This window comes from Kitasatospora sp. NPDC023118, from assembly GCF_055560875.1.
Genome location: NZ_JBVHHW010000012.1, coordinates 218938 through 237841, shown reverse-complemented (window position 1 = coordinate 237841; position 18904 = coordinate 218938). Strand labels below are relative to the sequence as shown.

The 18904-nt window shown below is 73.3% G+C and carries 13 protein-coding genes; 7 read left to right on the top strand and 6 right to left on the bottom strand.

Translation table 11 applies throughout. The features are described 5' to 3' along the window. Nucleotides 1-213 precede the first annotated feature (213 nt). The 3 genes from ACZ3UD_RS18250 to trpS all read right to left on the bottom strand — a co-directional run bounded on the left by ACZ3UD_RS18250 (nt 214) and on the right by trpS (nt 3178). Nucleotides 214-888, bottom strand: coding sequence for a nucleoside/nucleotide kinase family protein (locus ACZ3UD_RS18250; protein WP_465588064.1), 675 nt, complete (start codon nt 886-888; stop codon nt 214-216). Between the two features lie 100 nt (nt 889-988). Continuing rightward, nucleotides 989-1939 carry a S66 peptidase family protein gene (locus ACZ3UD_RS18245; protein WP_465588061.1) on the bottom strand — a complete coding sequence of 317 codons (951 nt, stop codon included), beginning with the start codon at nt 1937-1939 and terminating at the stop codon, nt 989-991. Between the two features lie 195 nt (nt 1940-2134). Then, on the bottom strand, nt 2135-3178 hold the full coding sequence (gene trpS, locus ACZ3UD_RS18240; RefSeq protein ID WP_465588058.1) for a tryptophan--tRNA ligase: 1044 nt from the start codon (nt 3176-3178) through the stop codon (nt 2135-2137). Between the two features lie 360 nt (nt 3179-3538). On the opposite strand from trpS, the gene ACZ3UD_RS18235 reads away from it, so the two are divergent. Together ACZ3UD_RS18235 and ACZ3UD_RS18230 are read left to right on the top strand one after the other, a co-directional pair. Beyond that, nucleotides 3539-4078 (top strand): hypothetical protein, encoded by a 540-nt coding sequence (locus ACZ3UD_RS18235; RefSeq protein WP_465588055.1) that lies wholly within the window; start codon nt 3539-3541, stop codon nt 4076-4078. Nucleotides 4079-4205: 127 nt separating this feature from the next. Next, nucleotides 4206-5438: a hypothetical protein gene (locus tag ACZ3UD_RS18230; protein ID WP_465588052.1), complete on the top strand. Its 1233-nt coding sequence runs from the start codon at nt 4206-4208 to the stop codon at nt 5436-5438. Between the two features lie 23 nt (nt 5439-5461). Here ACZ3UD_RS18230 and ACZ3UD_RS18225 read toward each other — a convergent pair whose 3' ends face one another. Then, nucleotides 5462-5995, bottom strand: a complete 534-nt coding sequence (locus ACZ3UD_RS18225; RefSeq protein ID WP_465588049.1) for an NUDIX hydrolase — start codon at nt 5993-5995, stop codon at nt 5462-5464. A 143-nt stretch (nt 5996-6138) separates the two neighbouring features. On the opposite strand from ACZ3UD_RS18225, the gene ACZ3UD_RS18220 reads away from it, so the two are divergent. Then, complete coding sequence (locus ACZ3UD_RS18220; RefSeq protein WP_465588045.1) at nt 6139-7128, top strand: ATP-grasp domain-containing protein; 990 nt, start codon at nt 6139-6141, stop codon at nt 7126-7128. Nucleotides 7129-7217: 89 nt separating this feature from the next. Here ACZ3UD_RS18220 and ACZ3UD_RS18215 read toward each other — a convergent pair whose 3' ends face one another. After that, nucleotides 7218-11282 (bottom strand): ABC transporter ATP-binding protein, encoded by a 4065-nt coding sequence (locus ACZ3UD_RS18215; RefSeq protein ID WP_465588042.1) that lies wholly within the window; start codon nt 11280-11282, stop codon nt 7218-7220. Nucleotides 11283-11574: 292 nt separating this feature from the next. Beyond that, entirely contained in the window at nt 11575-12228 is a 654-nt protein-coding gene (locus ACZ3UD_RS18210; protein ID WP_465588039.1) for an SACE_7040 family transcriptional regulator, read from the bottom strand. A 134-nt stretch (nt 12229-12362) separates the two neighbouring features. Here ACZ3UD_RS18210 and ACZ3UD_RS18205 point away from each other — a divergent pair, with 134 nt between their 5' ends. The 4 genes from ACZ3UD_RS18205 to ACZ3UD_RS18190 all read left to right on the top strand — a co-directional run bounded on the left by ACZ3UD_RS18205 (nt 12363) and on the right by ACZ3UD_RS18190 (nt 18878). Then, a complete protein-coding gene (locus ACZ3UD_RS18205; RefSeq protein WP_465588036.1) occupies nt 12363-14075 on the top strand; it encodes a carboxyl transferase domain-containing protein in 1713 nt (570 codons plus the stop codon). A 183-nt stretch (nt 14076-14258) separates the two neighbouring features. Further along, nucleotides 14259-16526 carry an ATP-binding protein gene (locus ACZ3UD_RS18200; RefSeq protein ID WP_465588032.1) on the top strand — a complete coding sequence of 756 codons (2268 nt, stop codon included), beginning with the start codon at nt 14259-14261 and terminating at the stop codon, nt 16524-16526. Beyond that, nucleotides 16523-17518: a hydroxymethylglutaryl-CoA lyase gene (locus tag ACZ3UD_RS18195; protein WP_465588029.1), complete on the top strand. Its 996-nt coding sequence runs from the start codon at nt 16523-16525 to the stop codon at nt 17516-17518. The genes ACZ3UD_RS18200 and ACZ3UD_RS18195 overlap by 4 nt, the downstream gene beginning before the upstream one ends. Before the next feature lie 169 nt (nt 17519-17687). After that, nucleotides 17688-18878 carry an acyl-CoA dehydrogenase family protein gene (locus ACZ3UD_RS18190; protein WP_387627108.1) on the top strand — a complete coding sequence of 397 codons (1191 nt, stop codon included), beginning with the start codon at nt 17688-17690 and terminating at the stop codon, nt 18876-18878. Nucleotides 18879-18904: the final 26 nt, after the last annotated feature.

Sequence of the window (18904 nt, the reverse complement as noted above, 5' to 3'; positions counted from 1 at the left end):
TTTGACGCCCCGTCCGACGTTTCAAACTCTAGCCGATCCCCGCTCCGAAAAGCGAATCGGCCGCAATCCGATAAAACGCGCACGCCGAATAAGCACCGAGCCGCACCGCGAGAACGCGAAAACGACCGGCACGAACCGGAAATGGTGTTTCAGAGGATTGGCCGCCCCGGGACCGTCCGCGCAGATGCGTGTCCGGTGCCCCCTGCCGAGCGACTAGAGAACACTACCCCTCTCGGGCGCCTCAGGCAAACCGCTCCCGGGGACGGTCCGGGTGCAGAGCACACGGCCCGGCTTCACGTACTCGCCATTGGGATGGTCGTTGCCCGCGACCCACTGGCGGGCGGTGGCCTCGTCCCGGCCGCCCTCGCGGTGGCGGCGCAGCAGTCGCTCCTCGCGGACAGCGTCGTCGGTGTGGACGTACCAGAGCTCCCGCAGCAGTCGGCGGGCGTCCGGCCAGGGGGTGTCGGCGGAGGCGAGGTAGTTGCCCTCGGTGATGACCAGGCGGGTGTGCGGACGCACGATGTGGCGGGCGCCGACCGGCTCGTCCAGGGTGCGGTCGAAGTCGGGGACGTAGATGTCCTGGAAGCGGTCGGCGGCGATGCGGCGCAACAGGGCGAGGTAGCCGTGGGCGTCGAAGGTGGCCGGGGCTCCCTTGCGATGGGTCAGGCCGAGGCGGTCGAGCTGGGCGGCGGAGAGGTGGAAGCCGTCGAGCGGGACGTACGCGGCGGTGCCGGGGCCTTCTACGCGTTCGACCTCGGCGACCAGGTGGCGGGCCAGGGTGGACTTGCCGGCGCCGGGCGGGCCGGCAAGTCCGAGGATCGTGCGGGCGTTGCTGCCCGGGCCGCGGAGGAATCCGAGGGCAAGGGCGGTGAGGCGGTCCTCGTTCATGGCCGCACCCTACTCACCCGTCCGGGCCCGACGGGCGCCAAGGAGAGGACGGCTAAGGAGAGGACTGCGGAGGAGAGGAGACTGCGGAGGAGGGGACGACTCAGGACAGGGCCGGCAGATCCAGCGTGAGGGTGCCGGCGTCGGCGTCGAGCAGGGCGGGAACACCGAGCGGGACGGTGAGGGTGGACGGGCAGTGGCCGAAGCCCAGTTCCCAGATCACCGGCACGCCGAGGCCGCCGAGGCGGTCGAGCATCACGTCCCGGACGCGCTCGGGGCGTCCGCAGCCCTCCCAGGAGCCGAGGGCTATGCCCGCCACGCCGTCGAGGGCACCGGAGCGGAGGAACTGCGTGAGCAGGCGGTCGAGCTGGTACGGGTGCTCGTTCACGTCTTCGAGGATCAGGATGCTGCCCGCATAGGAGGGGCGCGCAGCGGGCGTGCCGCGCTCGGCGGCGAGGACGTGGACGCATCCTCCGGCGGTGACGCCGCGGGCGCGGCCGGGGACGAGCGCGGTGGCGGTGGGCGAGGTGAGGACGGTGGTGGAGGCGGGGTCGAAGAGGGTCCGGCGCAAGTGTTCGGCGGTGGGGCCGTCGTCCACGAAGGAGGCGGCGGCGGCCAACGGCCCGTACAGGGTGGCGAGGCCGAGGCGCTGGGCGAAGGCCTCGTGCAGGGAGCTGACGTCGCTGAAGCCGATAAAGGGCTTGGGTCGGGCCGCGCGCATCGCGGTCCAGTCGATCAGGTCGACGATGCGGTGGACGCCGTAGCCGCCGCGGGCGCAGATGACGGCGTCGACGGTGGGGTCGAGCCAGGCGCCCTGGAGGTCGGCGGCGCGGTCCGCGTCCGTGCCGGCGAGGTAGCCGAGGGCGGGGTGGGTGTCGAGGACGTGCGGGGCGGCGGTGACGCGCAGGCCCCAGGAGCGGAGGATCTCGCAGCCGGCGGTGAGTCGCGCGGGGTCGATCGGGCCGCTGGGGGCGACGACGGCGATGTGGTCGCCGGGGCGCAGGTGCGGCGGGCGGGTCAGTCCCTGGCCGGGCGTGGTCGGGTTCTGGTCCATGGGCCGGGCCTTTCGGGGAAGGAGTGGGGTGCGGGCGGCCTCGGGGTGTGGTCGAGGCCGCCCGGTGACGATATGCCCCCGCCTTGACCGGCCGATGTCCACCGGTCGACGGTCCGAGGACTCCGCGGGTCGGGGACTACCCGGGTCGGGGACCCCTCGGGTCGGGCAGCCCCGGACCGGCCGGCTGAGGGCTCTTCAGATCGCCCCCATCACCTCCCGTACCTCGTCGAGGGTGGCGTCGGCGATGGCGTTGGCCCGCGCGGCGCCGTCGCGCAGGACCTGCCGCAGGTGGCCGCGGTCCGTGGCGAGTTCGGCGCGGCGGGCGCGCAGCGGGCGGAAGTACTCGTTGACCGACTCGGTGACGGTGCGCTTGAGCGCGGCGACGCCGCCGTCGCCGATCTCCTCGGCGATCGCCTCGGGGGCACGTTCCTGGCAGAGTGCGGCGAGCAGGACCAGGCCAGACACCTCGGGGCGGTTCGCCGGGTCGTAGCTGATGCGGCGTTCGGCGTCGGTCTTGGCGCCGCGGATGATCCTGGCGGTCTCGTCCTCGGTGGCGCCGAGGGAGACGGCGTTGCCGCGGCTCTTGCTCATCTTGCCGCCGTCGGTGCCGAGCAGCATCGGGGCGTCGGAGAGCAGCGCCTTGGGCCGGGGGAAGACGGCGCTGCCGTCGGCGTGCGGGTAGCGCTCGTTGAAGCGGCGGGCGACGGTGCGGGCGACTTCGAGGTGGGGCAGCTGGTCCCGGCCGACCGGTACGAGGTCGGCTTTGCAGAACAGGATGTCGGCGGCCTGGTGGACGGGGTAGGTGAACATCAGTCCGTTGACGGCCGCCTGGCTGGAGTGGGCGATCTCGTCCTTGACGGTGGGGTTGCGGCTCAGTTCGGCGACGCTGACCAGGCTGAGGAAGGGCAGCAGCAACTGGTTGAGGGCGGGGACGGCGCTGTGCGCGAAGATCGTGGCGCGGTCGGGGTCGAGGCCGGCCGCGAGGTAGTCGAGGACGAGGTTCTCGGTGTGCTCGGCGAGCCGGTCGGCGAGGTCGCGGTCGGTGATGACCTGGTAGTCGGCGACCAGCACGAACATCTCGACGCCCCGGTCCTGGAGGCGGACGCGGTTCTGCAGGGTGCCGAAGTAGTGGCCGAGGTGGAGCGGGCCGGTGGGGCGGTCACCGGTGAGGACGCGGTGGGCGGCCGGGTCGGCGATCGGGTCCGAGGCGGTCAGGTCGGACATGGTGGCGGTGGTCATCGGGGTTCTCCCTCGGTACGGCGGTGGTGTCGGCCGTCCGGGGCGAGGGGCCCGTCCCGCGGGGGAAACGCAGCAGGGCCGTCCATCCCGGACGGCCCTGGTCAGGCGAATGAGGTGGCCGTCCTAGGACGGCCACCAGCACAGGCCCGTGAAGCGCTTCATGCGTTGAACGATAGCGGCAATTCCTCGGCGGCACCGGCCTTTGCCGGTATCAGCCCCCCGACGGCACCGGGCCTTTGCCGGCACGATGACTCCTGACTCCCCGGCGAGCTCCCTCGACTGGGGGCCACGGCGAGCGGCAGGACAGGTTTGCCTCACCTAACTTTGGCTGACTTGTCCCGCCCCGTGAAGGAGCGTCGCGTGGCCCCCGACTCCGACGGCCCGACTCTCGTCCCCCGCACCCCCACCCGCCGCCGCTTCCTCACCGCCGGAGTCACCGGCGCCGCCGTGCTCGGCCTCGGCGGGCTGCTCACGGCCTGCGGCAGCTCCGGCGGATCGGCCGGGACCGGCGGCAGCGGAGCGAGCCCGGGCGGCGGCGGCTCATCGCCGGACCAGAAGTCGGTGAAGCAGGGCGGCGACGACTACGCCACCGTGATCGAGAGGATGAAGGGCTTCGGCACCGACGCCGCCTCCGGCGTCCACCCGCGCACCGTCAAGCACGCGATGGGCGAGACCGTCATCCCGGCCAAGCCCACCCAGGTCGTGGTGCTGGACACCGGCGAGCTGGACAACGTCTTCTCGCTCGGCATCCAGCCGGTCGGCGTCGTCCACACCCTCGGCGCGGTCAAGTCCGGTCGGGCCCGGCCGGTTTCGGACGAGAGCTGGTTCCTCGGGCTCGGCGTCACGGCAGCGAACGCGGTACTCGCCGACCTCAAGGGCTTCGTCGCGCCCGGCAGTTGAGCCGATACGCCAGGTAGGGGGCGGCGGTGATCTCTCGGTGGTCGCGCGCACACGCCCGGGAATGACGCTTGGAGCTGGTCGCGCGGTGCGGGAGGATCGTCAAGACCGTCCCCCGAAGGGCCCGCCGATGACCTCGCACCATCTCACCACCACCGACCCCGCCCTGCCCGGCCCACTTGCGGACAGCGCCGACTCCTCACCTCCGGCCGCCGTACCGACCGGCACGGCCGTCACGACTGCCCCGGCCGCAACGTCCGTGCCGGACGCGCTTTCCACGCTGATCTGCTCTATCGCCACGGCGGCCGAGGGCGGCGCGGCCGCGGCCGGCGCGACCCGGCAGGGCTGCGCCGCCCGCCACGACTCGGTGCCGCGGCCGCGCACCCAGGAGGACACCGAGGCGTACCTCGCCGCGACCGCCGACCCGGCCGCGGCGGAAGGCGATCCGACGACGGCGAGGCTGCGGGCCGCCTTCGCCGACCGGCTGCGGGCCGCGCGCGCCAAGGGGCGCACGCTGACCGAGCTGGCGGCCGCCTGCCGACGGCCCGTCGAGGAGGTGCGGGCACTGCTCGGCGAGGAGGCCGGGGAGGACCCCACCGAGCAGGACGCCCCCGCGGGCGACACCGGGCCGGGGTTCGTACGGCTCCAGCAGCCGGCGACGCCTGCGGAGGCCAACCAGCCCGCGCCCGCCCCGCGTTCGGCCCGCGAGGAGGTACGGAGCTCCGGCTCCCGCCGGCCGTCGCCCTCGCGCCGACTGCGCCGGATGCACCCGCAGGCCGACCGGACCGGGCAGGAGGCGGCCGCACGGGAGACGGCCGCGACCGACCCAGCGGGCGCGGAGCCGCGCGGTGCGGGGTGGGTAGGTGAACTGACCGGCGCGACGGGGACAGTGGCCGATCACGCGCGTCCGGCCGCTGCGGTGGAGGGCGCGTTCAGAGCTCCGTTCGGGGCTTCGTCCGGGGCTTCGTCCGGGGCTTCGTCCGGAGCCCGGACCGGAACCGGGGCGGGTGCCGGGGTTTCCCGGACCGAACCGCCGCTCGGCATCCTGATCGGCGGCAGCCCGGGCCAGCCCGACGCCGTCGGCCGCTCGGAGGAACGGACGCCGGTCCGGGCGGCGGCGGAGCCGATCCGGGTCGGACGCGGCACCAGCCTGGTCGTGCTGCCCTCCTGGCGCCCCGCCATCGCCGTCTCGGTGTCGACCGAGCAGTTGCTCGCCGAGACCGGGCTCACCGTCGAACAACTGGCCCACGCCCAGCTGACGGTGATGATGAACCCCTGGGCCCTGCACGACCGGGAGCTGGACCTGCACGGCTGGGAGCCCGGTCCGGCCGCCGGGCGGGGGCGGCGCGGCGGGCGCGGGTAGCGGCGCCCGTCAGCCTGGTCGGGCTACCGGGTGGCCGGGGCGTTCGGGATGTAGCCGAGGTCGACGGGTACCGGGGGGAGTCCGTCGGCCGCCCAGCCCGCGCGGACCGTGTCCAGCAACTCCGGGAGCCGGGGCGGCCAGAGCGCGTCGGCGTTCTCGTCGGCGAGGTCGGCCGGGGTCCACCAGCGCCAGCCGAGGATCCGGTCCTCGGTGTGCACCGCGCTGACGTCGCCGACCGGGCCGCGGCGCGGTCCGCTGGCGAGGTAGATGTGCTCGTGCTGGCGGACCGGGATGCCGTGCCAGGTGAAGTCGTGCTCCCAGGTGCAGAGCAACGGGCCGGGTTCGAGGTCGGTCCAGCCGGTCTCCTCCCACAGCTCGCGTCTGGCACCGGCCAACGGGCTCTCGCCCCGCTCCAGTCCACCGCCCGGCATGGTCCAGTGGACGCCGACCTCGTCGTTGTCCGAACGGAGCAGGAACACCGAGCCGGTCTCGTCCAGCACCACCGTCCGGGCGGCCTGCCGGGGAACGCGTTTACGGGGTCGCAGCAGATTTCGCATCGGGACACTCTGACAGCGCTCGACCAGGGCGTCGAGCGAATTCACCGGCCTGGCCACGCACTTGAACCGCCGGACCACGCCCTGCGCCGATCGGACGCCGAGGCGCGCGCCGGGGCGGGCCCGCCGGCCGTACTCTGGCCGCCATGTCCGTACCCGCGATCCTCTTTCCCGCCGATCCGCTCAACCCGCACCGGCCCGACCCGCACTTCACCTGGGAAGCCAGGATGCTGCGGGAGCTGGGCGGCGATCACCACCTGATCGACCACGACGCGCTGCTCGCCGGGCGCGCCGAGGAGGCGGTCCGGCGGGTGCCCCACGGCTGCGGCCCGCTCTGGTACCGGGGTTGGATGCTCCCCTCCGCCCGGTACGCCGAGTTCGCCACCGCACTCACCGCCCGCGGCGGCAACCCGCTGACCAGCGCGCCCGGTTACGCGGCGGCACACGAACTGCCCGGCTGGTACGGCGCGTTCGAGGGGGCGACCCCGCCCAGCGTCTGGATCCCGACCGCCGGGGCGGTGGCGCCCGGACCGGAGGAACTGGCGGCGGCCGCGGCCCGGCTCGGCGGGAGCGGACCGGCGATCGTCAAGGACTACGTGAAGTCGCGCAAGCACGAATGGGACGAGGCCTGCTACGTGCCGGAGCTGGCCGACCTGGCGGCCGTCGGTCGGGTGGTCGGGCGGTTCGTCGAACTGCAGGGCGAGTTCCTGACCGGCGGGGTGGTACTGCGGCGGTACGAGGAGTTCGAGCGTGCGGGCGGCGGGGCGGGTCAGGCGGACGACGGGTCGGACCGCGCGGACGGTGGACCGGGCGGTGCGGACGGTGGACCGGGCGGTGCGGACGGTGGACCGGGCGGTGCGGACCAGCGGGCTGTGGAGGCCCGGGTGTGGTGGCTGGACGGCCGGCCGATCCTGGTCGGGCCGCACCCGGACGCCCCGCACCAGGAGGTCGAGCCTGACCTGACCGACGTCCCCGCGCTGGTGCGCAGACTCGGCTGCCGCTTCGTCACCACCGACCTCGCCAGCCGGGCCGACGGCTCCGGCTGGCGGGTGGTCGAGGTCGGGGACGGGCAGGTCAGCGACCTGCCGCGCGGGATCGACGCCTCGGGGCTGCTGGCCTCGCTGATCGCCGCCTGACGGCTTCACCGTCGGACGGCTTTCGGTTCGGACTGCTTTCGGTTCGAACTGCTCCGGGTCCGGGCGGCTTTCGGTCGAGGCCCGACGGTCTACCCGGCGGCGACCGCCTCGGCCGCCGGGTGGCCGTCCGCGATGAACGCCTGCCAGAGCCGGGCGTACGCGCCGCCCCGGGCGAGCAGTTCGGTGTGGGTACCGTCCTCGACCACCCTGCCGTGGTCCAGCACGATCACCCGGTCGGCGCGCTCGGCGGTGGTCAGGCGGTGCGCGATGACCAGGGTGGTGCGACCGCCGCTGAGCCGGTCGGCGGCCTGGTTGACCGCCGCCTCGGTGGCCAGGTCGAGCGCCGCGGTGGCCTCGTCCAGCAGCAGGATGTCCGGGTCGACCAGTTCGGCCCGGGCCAGGGCGATCAGCTGGCGCTGGCCCGCCGAAAGGTTCCGCCCACGGCCCGCGACCTCGTGGTCGTAACCGCCCGACAGCCGGACGATCATGTCGTGCGCGCCGACTGCCCGAGCCGCCGCCTCCACCTCGGCCGCCGAGGCGTCCGGCCGGCCGTACGCGATCGCCTCGCGGACCGTGCCCGCGAACAGGTACGCCTCCTGCGGCACCACGCCCAGACGATGGCGGTACTGCGCCAGGTCGTAGCGGGTGAGGTCGACACCGTCCACCCGGACGGTGCCGGCCGTCGCGTCGTAGAACCGGGCGACCAGCTTGACCAGCGTCGACTTGCCGGCGCCGGTCTCACCGACCAGCGCCACCGTCTGACCGGCGGGCACGTGCAGGTCCACGCCGCTCAGCACCTCCGGGGCACCGTCCGCGCCGCCGTTGTAGGCGAAACCGACGCCCTCGAAGGAGATCTCGCCGCGCAGCCCCTTGGGCACCGGGACCGGGTCGGCCGCCTCGGCGGTGGTGGTCGGGGTGCGCAGCAGCTCGCGGATCCGACCGAGGCCCACCGAGGCCTGCTGGTAGCCGTCGAACACCTGGGACAGCTGATTGACCGGGGCGAAGAACAGGTCGATGTAGAGCAGGTACGCGACCAGCGCGCCGACCGTCAGCGTCCCGGCGTCGACCCGGGCGGCGCCGACGATCAGCACCAGGGCGGCGGCCACGCTGGAGAGGAACTGGACGAACGGGAAGTACAGCGAGATGTAGAACTGCGCACGGACCCTGGCCTCGCGGTAGGCGATGCCCCGGGCCACGAAACGGTCGGTGTTGGTGTCCAGCCGACGGAAGGCCTGGACGATCCGCATGCCGGCCACGTTCTCCTGCAGGTCGGCGTTGACCGTGCTGATCAGGTCGCGGGAGCGCTCGTACTGGTCCTTGGACTTCTTGCGGAACACCAGGGTGGCGATCACCAGCAGCGGCAGCACGGCGAAGACCACCAGCGCCAGGCCGGCGTCGATGATCAGCAGGGCGACGAAGATCCCGGCGAAGGTCAGCAGGCTGACCACGGCGGTGACCATGCCGGTCTGCAGGAAGGACGTCAGCGAGTCCAGGTCGGTGGTCATCCGGGTCATGATCCGGCCGGTCAGCTCGCGCTCGTAGTAGTCCAGGCCGAGCCGGTTGAGGTGGGCGAAGATCTTGAGCCGGAGGGTGTAGAGCACGCGCTCGCCGGTGCGGCCGCTGACCCGGTTCTCGGCGCTCTGCACCACCCAGTCCAGCAGGACCACGACCAGCGCGGTGATCGAGGCCACCGCGACGCCGGCCATCAGGCCCTTGCGGACGCCCTCGTCGATACCGTGCCTGATCAGTACCGGCAGCACCAGACCGGCGGCCGCGTCCAACGCGACCAGCAGGAGGGCCAGGGCCAGCGGGATGCGGAAGGGGCGCAGCAGACGGCCGAGGGTGAAGTCGGGGTCGCCGGCCTCTGCCTCGGCGCGGGGGACGGCGGGGGTGTCGGCGGCCAGCGGGAGGGCGGCGACCTTGGCCATCAGGTCGGGGTCGGCGGTGCGGGCCGCCTTGGCCAGGGCGGGGGTGGCGGCGGTCACGGGAGCGGGGGGCTGCTCGACCGGGCTGCTCTGCCCGCCCTGCGCGCTCCGGCCGTCCTGCGCGCCCCGGCCGTCCTGTTCGTCCTGTTCGGCGTGGTCGGGCTGGGGTTCGAGCTGGGGCCGCTGCTCCGGCAGGGGCTCGGGCTGGGGGGTACGGCCGGCCTCGGGGTCGGTGATCAGGGCCCGGTACCGGGGACATCGGGCTTCGAGTTCCTCGTGGGTACCGATGTCCAGCAGCCGGCCGCGGTCCAGGACGGCGATCCGGTCGGCGAGCTGGAGGGTCGAGCGGCGGTGGGCGATCAGCAGGGTGGTGCGGCCGGTCATCACCGAGCGCAGCGCGTCGTGGATCTCGGCCTCGACCTGCGGGTCCACCGCCGAGGTGGCGTCGTCCAGCAGCAGGATCCGGGGGTCGGTGAGGATCGCCCGGGCCAGGGCGATGCGCTGGCGCTGGCCGCCGGAGAGGGTCAGGCCCTGCTCGCCGACCTTGGTCTCGTAGCCGTCCGGCAGCGCGCGCACGAACTCGTCGGCCTGGGCGGCGCGGGCGGCGGCGACGATCTGCTCGTCCGTGGCGTCCGGGCGGCCGTACGCGATGTTGGTGCGGACCGACTCCGAGAAGAGGAAGCTCTCCTCGGGGACGATGCCGACCGCCGAGCGGACCGAGTCCAGGGTGAGGTCACGCAGGTCGTGGCCGTAGAGGCGGACGGCGCCCGCGGCCGGGTCGTAGAAGCGGGGCACCAGCTGGGCCACCGTCGACTTGCCGGAGCCGGAGGCGCCGACCAGGGCGAGGGTCTCGCCGGGGGCCAGCTGCAGGCTGAGGCCGTGCAGCACGGGGGCGGGGTGCTCGGGGTCGTAGCGGAACTCGACCTGGTCGAACTCCAGGGCGACCTCGGGGGTCCGCGGGCCGACGGTGGTGCCGGTCGGGGTTCCGGCCTCCCGGCTTCCGGTCTCCTGATTGCCGGCCTTTCGCGTCCCGTCCTTTCGGGCCCCGGCCTTTCCGGTCCCGTCCTTTCCGGTCCGGTCGGGGCTGCTGTCCGGGGTGCCGTCGCGGGTGCCGTCGCGGGTGAGGTCCAGGGTGAGGGCATCCGGGCGCTCCTGGACCAGCGGGCGCTCGTCGATCAGCTGCAGGACGCGCTCGACGCCCGCCCGGGCCTGCTGGCCGACCGTGATGACCATGGTCAGCATCCGCACCGGGCCGGTCATCTGCGCGACGTAGGTGGAGAAGGCGACGAAGGTTCCGAGCGAGACCTGTCCGTCGACGGCCAGCCAACCGCCGAAGGCCAGCACCGCGACCTGGGCGAGGGCCGGGATCACCTGCATCGCCGGGTTGTAGCGGGCGTTGAGGCGTATCGACCGGAGCCGGGCGGCGAACAGGTTGTGGGAGGCCTGCTCCAGCTTGTCCCGCTCCTGCGCCTCCTGGCCGAAGCCCTTGACCACCCGGACGCCGCCTATCGCGCCGTCCACCACGCCCGCGACGGCGGCCGCCTCCTGCTGGGCGGCCCAGGTCGCGGGGAACAGGCGCTTGCGGCTGAGCACACTGACCCACCACAGCGCGGGGGCCATGACCAGGGCGATCAGGGTGAGCGGCGCTGACAGCCAGAGCATCACGGCCAGCGACATGACGAACATCAGCAGGTAGCCGGTCATCATCGGCAGCATCGAGAGCAGGCCGTTGATCAGCTGGAGGTCGGAGGTCGCGCGCCCGACCACCTGGCCGGTGTCCAGGCGGTCCTGGCGGTGGCCGTCGAGCCGACCGAGCGAGCGGAACAGGTCGCTGCGCATGTCGTGCTGGACATCGAGGGCGAGCTGACCGCCGTAGTAGCGACGGACCTGGGTGCAGCCGAAGACCACGACGGCGGCGAGCAGCAGCACCACCGCCCACGGGGTCAGCGAGCTGGTGTGGGCGACGATGACGTCATCGATGATCAGCTTGGTGACCAGCGGCACCAATGCGGTGACGGCCATGCCGACGAGCGAGGCGCCGAAGGCGAGCACCAGGCTGCGCCGGGACCGCCAGCTGTAGCCGATCAGTCGGCGCAGCCAGCCGCTGGCCTCGGTGGGCGCGTCGGGGTGCGGCTCGGGCTGCTGCTCGACGAGCGTGTCCGTGGGCGGCTCGGGGGCCACCGGGCCGCTCGGGGATTGCTCCACCGTGGATCCATGAGTCTCGGGCATATTTAGGAATGCTAACCATTTCGTCGGGTGGCCGCCATGGCATTTCCGGCCGCGCGAGACGGTCGGGGCGGGCGCCGGGGCGGCCCGGATCGTCCGGTCCGGCGGACTGGGCAACAGTCTGCGGCCTGCGCTGATTCCCGATCGATCACAGCTGCGGTCCGTGAGTCCGTCGCCCCTCCAGGGTCGCCGATGGCCCGACGGGCGCCCAGCGGCCCAGGGGCGGGCGGGCGCCGTCCTTTGGACCTAGGACTGGGGGCGGGCGGTGCGCTTGGGCATCCGGCCCGCCCGAGTGTCAGTCCCGCCCGGGCGCGTCGGCAGCCGCCGAGTCGGCGGCGGCCGCGAAGGCTCCGTGGGCGAGGGTGTGCAGCAGCGCGGCCATGCCGTCGCGCTGCAGGCCGGTGCGCTCACCCTGGGCCGGGTTCGGGCCGAGGCTGTGCGGGGTCGAGTTGATCAGGCCGAAGACCGCATGCACGGCGGCCCGCGCCACCGGCTCGGCGTTGGGGCCGGCGAGCGGCGGGTAGGCCTGCCGGACCACGTCCACCCACAGCTCGACGTAGCCGCGCTGCAGCCGCCGAACGGTGCGACGGTCCTCCTCCTTGAGGTTCAGCAGCTCACGGTCGTGCAGAGTGATCAGGTCGCGGTCGTTCAGGGCGAAGTCGACGTGGCCGCTGATCAGCGCGTCCAGCGCGGCAGACGGGCCGTCGCCGCCGCCCGCCCGACGCCGCCCCTCCTCCAGCAGGCGCTCGCTGATGCCGATCAGCAGATCGGCGAGCATCGCGTCCTTGCCGGCGAAGTGGCGGTAGAGCCCGGGGCCACTGATGCCGACGGCCTTGCCGATCTCGTCCACGCCCACGCCGAGGAAGCCGCGGGCGGCGAACAGTCGCGCGGCCTCCCGGCGGATCTGGTCGCGGCGTGGGAGCGCGGGGGTAGCGGGGACGTTCGGCATGCTGCCCATCGTAGACAGTCGGGTTATCGACCGTTAACCTGGGCGCGTAAGTTAACGTTAATTAACGTAGGAACCACGGGCGCACCGGCATTCGGCCCGCCCACCTGCTGCCGAGGGCAAGGGAGCTCTTGGGAATGGTCATCTCAACCACCGGCGCCCCCTCCGGCGTCCGGCTCAGCGCGGCGAACGGCACGGCTGCGACACCGGGTGCCGTACCGCCGGGAGCCGCCGCTCCGGCTCCCCGGCTCGGCACCTCCGTCGACCCGGGCTCCGCGGCCTACCGGGCCAACACCGAGGCGCACCAGGCACTGGTCACCGAACTGCGCGCCAAGCTCGACGCGGCGGCCCTGGGCGGCGGCGCCAAGGCCCGCGCCCGGCACACGGCACGCGGCAAGCTCCTCCCGCGCGACCGGGTGGACACCCTGCTCGACCCGGCCTCGCCCTTCCTGGAGCTGGCCCCGCTGGCCGCCGACGGGATGTACGACGGGGCCGCGCCCGCGGCCGGGGTGATCGCCGGCATCGGCCGGGTCGCCGGACGCGAGGTGGTGGTGGTCGCCAACGACGCCACCGTCAAGGGCGGCACCTACTACCCGATGACGGTGAAGAAGCACCTGCGCGCCCAGGAGGTCGCGCTGGAGAACCGGCTCCCCTGCGTCTACCTGGTGGACTCCGGCGGCGCCTTCCTCCCGATGCAGGACGAGGTCTTCCCGGACCGCGACCACTTCGGCCGGATCTTCTACAACCAGGCCCGGCTCTCCGCCGCGGGCATCCCGCAGATCGCCGCCGTGCTCGGCTCCTGCACGGCCGGCGGCGCGTACGTCCCAGCGATGAGCGACCAGGCCGTGATCGTCCGCAACCAGGGCACGATCTTCCTGGGCGGGCCGCCGCTGGTGAAGGCCGCCACCGGCGAGGTGGTCACCGCCGAGGAACTGGGCGGCGGCGACCTCCACTCCCGCACCTCGGGCGTGACGGACCACCTGGCCGAGGACGACGCCCACGCCCTCTCCATCGTCCGCACCATCGTGTCCGGGCTCGGCCCACGCGCGGCCAAGCCGTGGCCGCTCACTCCGGTCGAGCCGCCGGCCGTCGACCCGGCGGGCCTGTACGGGGCTGTCCCGGTCGACCCGCGCACGCCCTACGACGTGCGCGAGGTGATCGCCCGGCTGGTCGACGGCAGTCGCTTCGCCGAGTTCAAGGCCGAGTACGGCGCGACCCTGGTCACCGGCTTCGCCCGGATTCACGGCCACCCCGTCGGCATCGTCGCCAACAACGGCGTGCTGTTCTCCGAGTCGGCACTCAAGGGCGCCCACTTCATCGAGTTGTGCGACCAGCGCGGCATCCCCCTCCTCTTCCTGCAGAACATCACCGGCTTCATGGTCGGCCGGCAGTACGAGGCGGGCGGCATCGCCAAGCACGGCGCCAAGATGGTCAACGCCGTCGCCTGCACCCGCGTCCCGAAGCTGACCGTGGTGATCGGCGGCTCGTACGGAGCCGGCAACTACTCGATGTGCGGCCGGGCCTACTCACCTCGCTTCCTGTGGATGTGGCCGGGCGCCAAGATCTCCGTGATGGGCGGCGAGCAGGCAGCCTCCGTCCTCGCCACCGTCCGCCGCGACCAGCTGGAGGCGCACGGCGAGGAGTGGCCGGTCGAGGCGGAGGAGGAGTTCAAGCGCCCCGTCCGCGAGCAGTACGAGCGTCAGGGCAACGCCTACTACGCCACCGCCCGGCTCTGGGACGACGGTGTGATCGACCCGATGGACACCCGCACCGCCGTCGGCCTCGCCCTCACCGCCTGCGCCAACGCCCCGCTGGCACCGCCCGCGCCGTACGGCGTCTTCCGCATGTGACACCTCATGTGACACCTCGCACCGCGCCCCTTCGTGGTGTGACCCTCGTGATGCACCTCCTGATGTGACCCCGCTCTTCCGGGTGTGACGCCCACGGCGCCGGCCCACCCTCCGGGCCGGCGCCCCAACCGCCCACCGCCACCTCCTTCGTACGGCTCCCCTCGACCCGGAGGATCGCCTCCCATGTTCGACACAGTTCTGGTCGCCAACCGCGGCGAGATCGCCCTGCGGGTGATCCGCACCCTGCGACGGCTCGGTGTCCGCTCGGTCGCCGTGTTCAGCGACGCGGACGCCGACGCCCCGCACGTCCGCGAGGCCGACGTCGCGGTCCGCCTCGGCCCGGTCGACCGCAGCGACAGCTCGGCCGCCGAGACCTACCTGCGGACCGACCAGATCCTCGCCGCCGCCCGCCGCACCGGCGCCCAGGCCGTCCACCCCGGTTACGGCTTCCTCGCCGAGAACCCCGGCTTCGCCCGCGCCTGCGCCGACGCGGGCCTCGTCTTCATCGGACCGCCTCCCGGCGCGGTCGAGCTGATGGGTGACAAGATCAACGCCAAGGAGGCCGTGCGGGCCGCCGGCGTCCCCGTGGTCCCCGGCAGCCAGGCCACCGCGCCCACCGACGATGAACTCGTCGCCGCCGCCGACGAGATCGGCTACCCCGTGCTGCTCAAGCCCTCCGCCGGTGGCGGCGGCAAGGGCATGCGCCTGGTGCGGGACCGCGCCGACCTGCCCACCGAGATCGCCGCTGCCCGCCGCGTCGCCCGCACCGCCTTCGGCGACGACACCCTGCTGCTGGAGCGCTGGATCGACCGGCCGCGCCACATCGAGGTGCAGGTGCTGGCCGACGCCCGCGGCACCACCGTCCACCTCGGCGAGCGCGAGTGCAGCCTGCAGCGCCGCCACCAGAAGCTGATCGAAGAGGCTCCCTCCGTTCTCCTCAATGCCGAGACCCGCGCCGCGATGGGCGCCGCGGCCGTCCGTGCCGCAGAGTCCTGCGGCTACACCGGGGCCGGCACCGTGGAGTTCATCGTCCCCGGCATCGACCCTGACGCCCCCGCCGCCGCCGAGGGGGTGCGGGACTTCTTCTTCATGGAGATGAACACCCGTCTCCAGGTGGAACACCCCGTCACCGAACTCGCCGTCGCCGTCGGCCCGGACTCAGCCCGACTGGACCTGGTCGAGTGGCAGCTGCGCGTCGCCGCCGGCGAACCGCTCACTTTCACCCAGTCCGACATCTCCTTCCTGGGCCACGCCATCGAGGCCCGGATCTGCGCCGAGGATCCGGAGCGCGACTTCCTGCCCACCGGCGGCCGCATCCTCACCCTGGACGAGCCCCGGGGCGAGGGCATTCGCGTCGACTCCGGGGTCACCCCCGGAACCGTCGTCACCAGCGCCTACGACCCCATGCTCGCCAAGGTCATCGCGTACGGGCCCGACCGCCCGACCGCGCTGCGCCGGCTCCGCGCCGCGCTGGCCGACACCCGCATCCTGGGTGTCACCACCAACACCGGCTTCCTGCGCCGACTGCTCGCCCACCCCGACGTCGTCGCCGGCCGACTGGACACCGGTCTGGTGGAACAGACGGCCCAGCAGCAGCCGGCCCTGCTAGCCGCGCCGTACTCCCCGTCCAACGCGGCCCTGTCGAACGCGACCGCCACGGCCGGGGGCACGGACGCCGCCCGCCCCGCGGACGGAACCGACACGCCGGCGACCGAACCGCCGTCACCGGCCCACCTCCTCTACTACGCGGCCGCGCTGGCACGGCACCTGGAACTCACCCCGGCCGCCGACCCCGGCGGCTGGACCGACCCGTTCTCCCTTCCCTCCGGCTGGCGCCTGGGCGGCGCCCCCGCCTGGACCACCCACCGACTCCGTGCCTCCGGCCAGGATCCGGTGTCGGTGCGCATCCGTTCGATCACTGCGGGCAACGTAGCCGACGCCACTGACAATTCCGCCGGGCTCACCCGCGAGGTGGAGCTCCGGCTCGACGCCGGGCCGGTCCACCGCGCCCGCGCCACCCTGGCCGGCGACCGGCTGCACCTGACCGTCGACGGCCTCCAGACCGCCTTCGCGCTGGCCACCGACACCACCCCCGGCCTGGCGGCCGGACCGGTGACCTGGCTCGGCATCGAGGGCGACGCCTGGCCGCTGCACGCCTACGACCCGGCCGTCGAGAGCGCCGCCGGGGCCGGCGCGCACCACGGCGCCCTGACCGCCCCGATGCCCGGCACCGTCACCGTCGTGAAGACCACGGCGGGCGAGACCGTCCGCAAGGGCCAGCCCCTGCTCGTGCTGGAGGCCATGAAGATGGAACACGTGATCGCCGCCCCGCACGACGGCGTGGTGGCCGAGCTGCGGGCCGCCGCCGGAGCCACCGTCGCGATGGAGGACCTGCTGGTCGTCGTCACCCCGGCCGAGGAGGCCGCCGAGCCCGCGGAGGTGCGGTCGTGACCACCCAGGAGCCCATCGCCCACGACCCCGACGCCCTCGACCTGGGTCTGCCCGACCCGGTCCGAGCCCCCGGCCTGCCCGAGGAGGTCCGGATCCACGAGGTCGGCCCGCGCGACGGCCTGCAGAACGAGAGCTCGCTGGTGCCCGTCGAGGTCAAGGCGGAGTTCATCGCCCGGCTCGCGGCCGCGGGGCTGCAGACCGTCGAGGCCACCAGCTTCGTTCACCCGAAATGGGTACCCCAGCTCGCCGACGCCGAGGAGCTGATGCCCCGGCTCGCCGACCTGCCGGAGCGTCACCCCGGCCTGCGGCTGCCGGTGCTGGTGCCCAACGAGCGCGGCCTCGACCGAGCGCTCGCCCACCACGCCACCGACATCGCGGTCTTCGCCAGCGCCACCGAGACCTTCGCCCGGCGCAACCTCAACCGCTCGGCGGACGAGGCCATGGCGATGTTCCGCCCGGTCGTGACCGGGGCCGCCGAGGCCGGGGTCGCGGTCCGCGGCTACCTCTCGATGTGCTTCGGGGACCCCTGGGAGGGGCCCGTCCCGGTCGCACAGGTGGTCCGGTACGGCGTGCAGCTGCTGGAGATCGGCTGCGCGGAGCTGAGCCTCGGCGACACCATCGGCGTGGCCACTCCCGGCCAGGTCAGCGCCCTGCTGACCGGCTTCGCGAAGGCCGGCGTGACGGCCGACCGGCTCGCCGTGCACTTCCACGACACCTACGGCCAGGCGCTCAGCAACACCCTGGCGGCGCTGCGCGAGGGCGTCACCACGGTGGACGCCTCGGCCGGCGGCCTGGGCGGCTGCCCGTACGCGAAGAGCGCCACCGGCAACCTGGCCACCGAGGACCTGGTGTGGATGCTGCACGGGCTCGGCATCCGAACCGGCGTCGACCTGCGCGCGCTGGTCGCGACCAGCGGCTGGATGGCCGAGCGCCTCGGCCGCCCGAGCCCCTCCCGCACCGTCCAGGCGCTGCTCGGCGCCACCCGGGGCTGACCCCGCCTCGGCCCGATCGACGGGCGCCGGCCGACCGTTCGGCCCGGTCGGCGCCCCCACGCACCACGTTCATCCTTCAACCACACCGTGCGACCGTCACACCATCAGACGGGCGGCGGCCATCCCGTTCACGCCCGCGGCCACCCCGGCCGGGCACCAGGAGGATCAGATGCTCGACCACCGGCTCAGCAGCGAGTACGAGGAACTGCGGCGCACCGTCGCCGAGTTCGCCCAGGACGTGGTGGCGCCGAAGATCGGCGAGTTCTACGAGCGAGAGGAGTTCCCCTACGAGATCGTCCGGGAGATGGGGCGAATGGGCCTGTTCGGCCTGCCCTTCCCGGAGGAGTACGGCGGCATGGGCGGCGACTACTTCGCGCTCGGCCTCGCGCTGGAGGAACTCGCCCGCGTCGACTCCTCAGTCGCGATCACCCTGGAGGCCGCCGTCTCGCTCGGCGCGATGCCGATCTACCGGTTCGGCACCGAGGAGCAGAAGCGCGAGTGGCTGCCCCGGCTGACCTCCGGCGAACTCCTCGGTGCCTTCGGCCTCACCGAGCCGGAGGGCGGGTCGGACGCCGGCGCCACCCGCACGACCGCGCGGTACGACGAGACCACCGACGAGTGGGTCATCAACGGGACCAAGTGCTTCATCACCAACTCCGGCACCGACATCACCGGACTGGTCACCGTCACCGCACTCACCGAACCGATCGCTCGTTCGAGTGAAGAGGGCGAATTCCGCTCGCCTGTGCGGGAGATCTCCTCCATCATCGTGCCCACCGGGACCCCGGGGTTCCAGGTCTCGAAGAAGTACTCGAAGGTCGGGTGGAACGCATCCGACACCCGCGAATTGTCCTTTACCGACTGCCGCGTCCCCGCGGCCAACCTGCTGGGCGAGCGTGGCCGAGGCTACGCCCAGTTCCTGCGGATCCTCGACGAGGGCCGCATCGCGATCGCGGCCCTGGCCACCGGCCTGGCCCAGGGGTGCGTGGACGAGTCCGTCAAGTACGCCGGCGAGCGCCGGGCCTTCGGCCGGCCGATCGGCGCCAACCAGGCCATCCAGTTCAAGCTTGCCGACATGGAGCTGCGCGCCCACACGTCCCGCCTGGCCTGGCGGGACGCCGCCTCCCGGCTACTGCACGGCGAACCGTTCAAGAAGGAGGCCGCGATCGCAAAGCTGTACTCGTCCGAGGCCGCCGTCGACAACGCCCGCGAGGCGACCCAGATCCACGGCGGGTACGGCTTCATGAACGAATTCCCGGTCGCCCGCTTCTGGCGCGACTGCAAGATTCTGGAAATCGGGGAGGGCACGTCTGAGGTTCAGCGCATGCTCATCGCCCGGGAGCTCGGCGTCACGTCGTGACGATCACTTCCTGATGGTCACCTCCT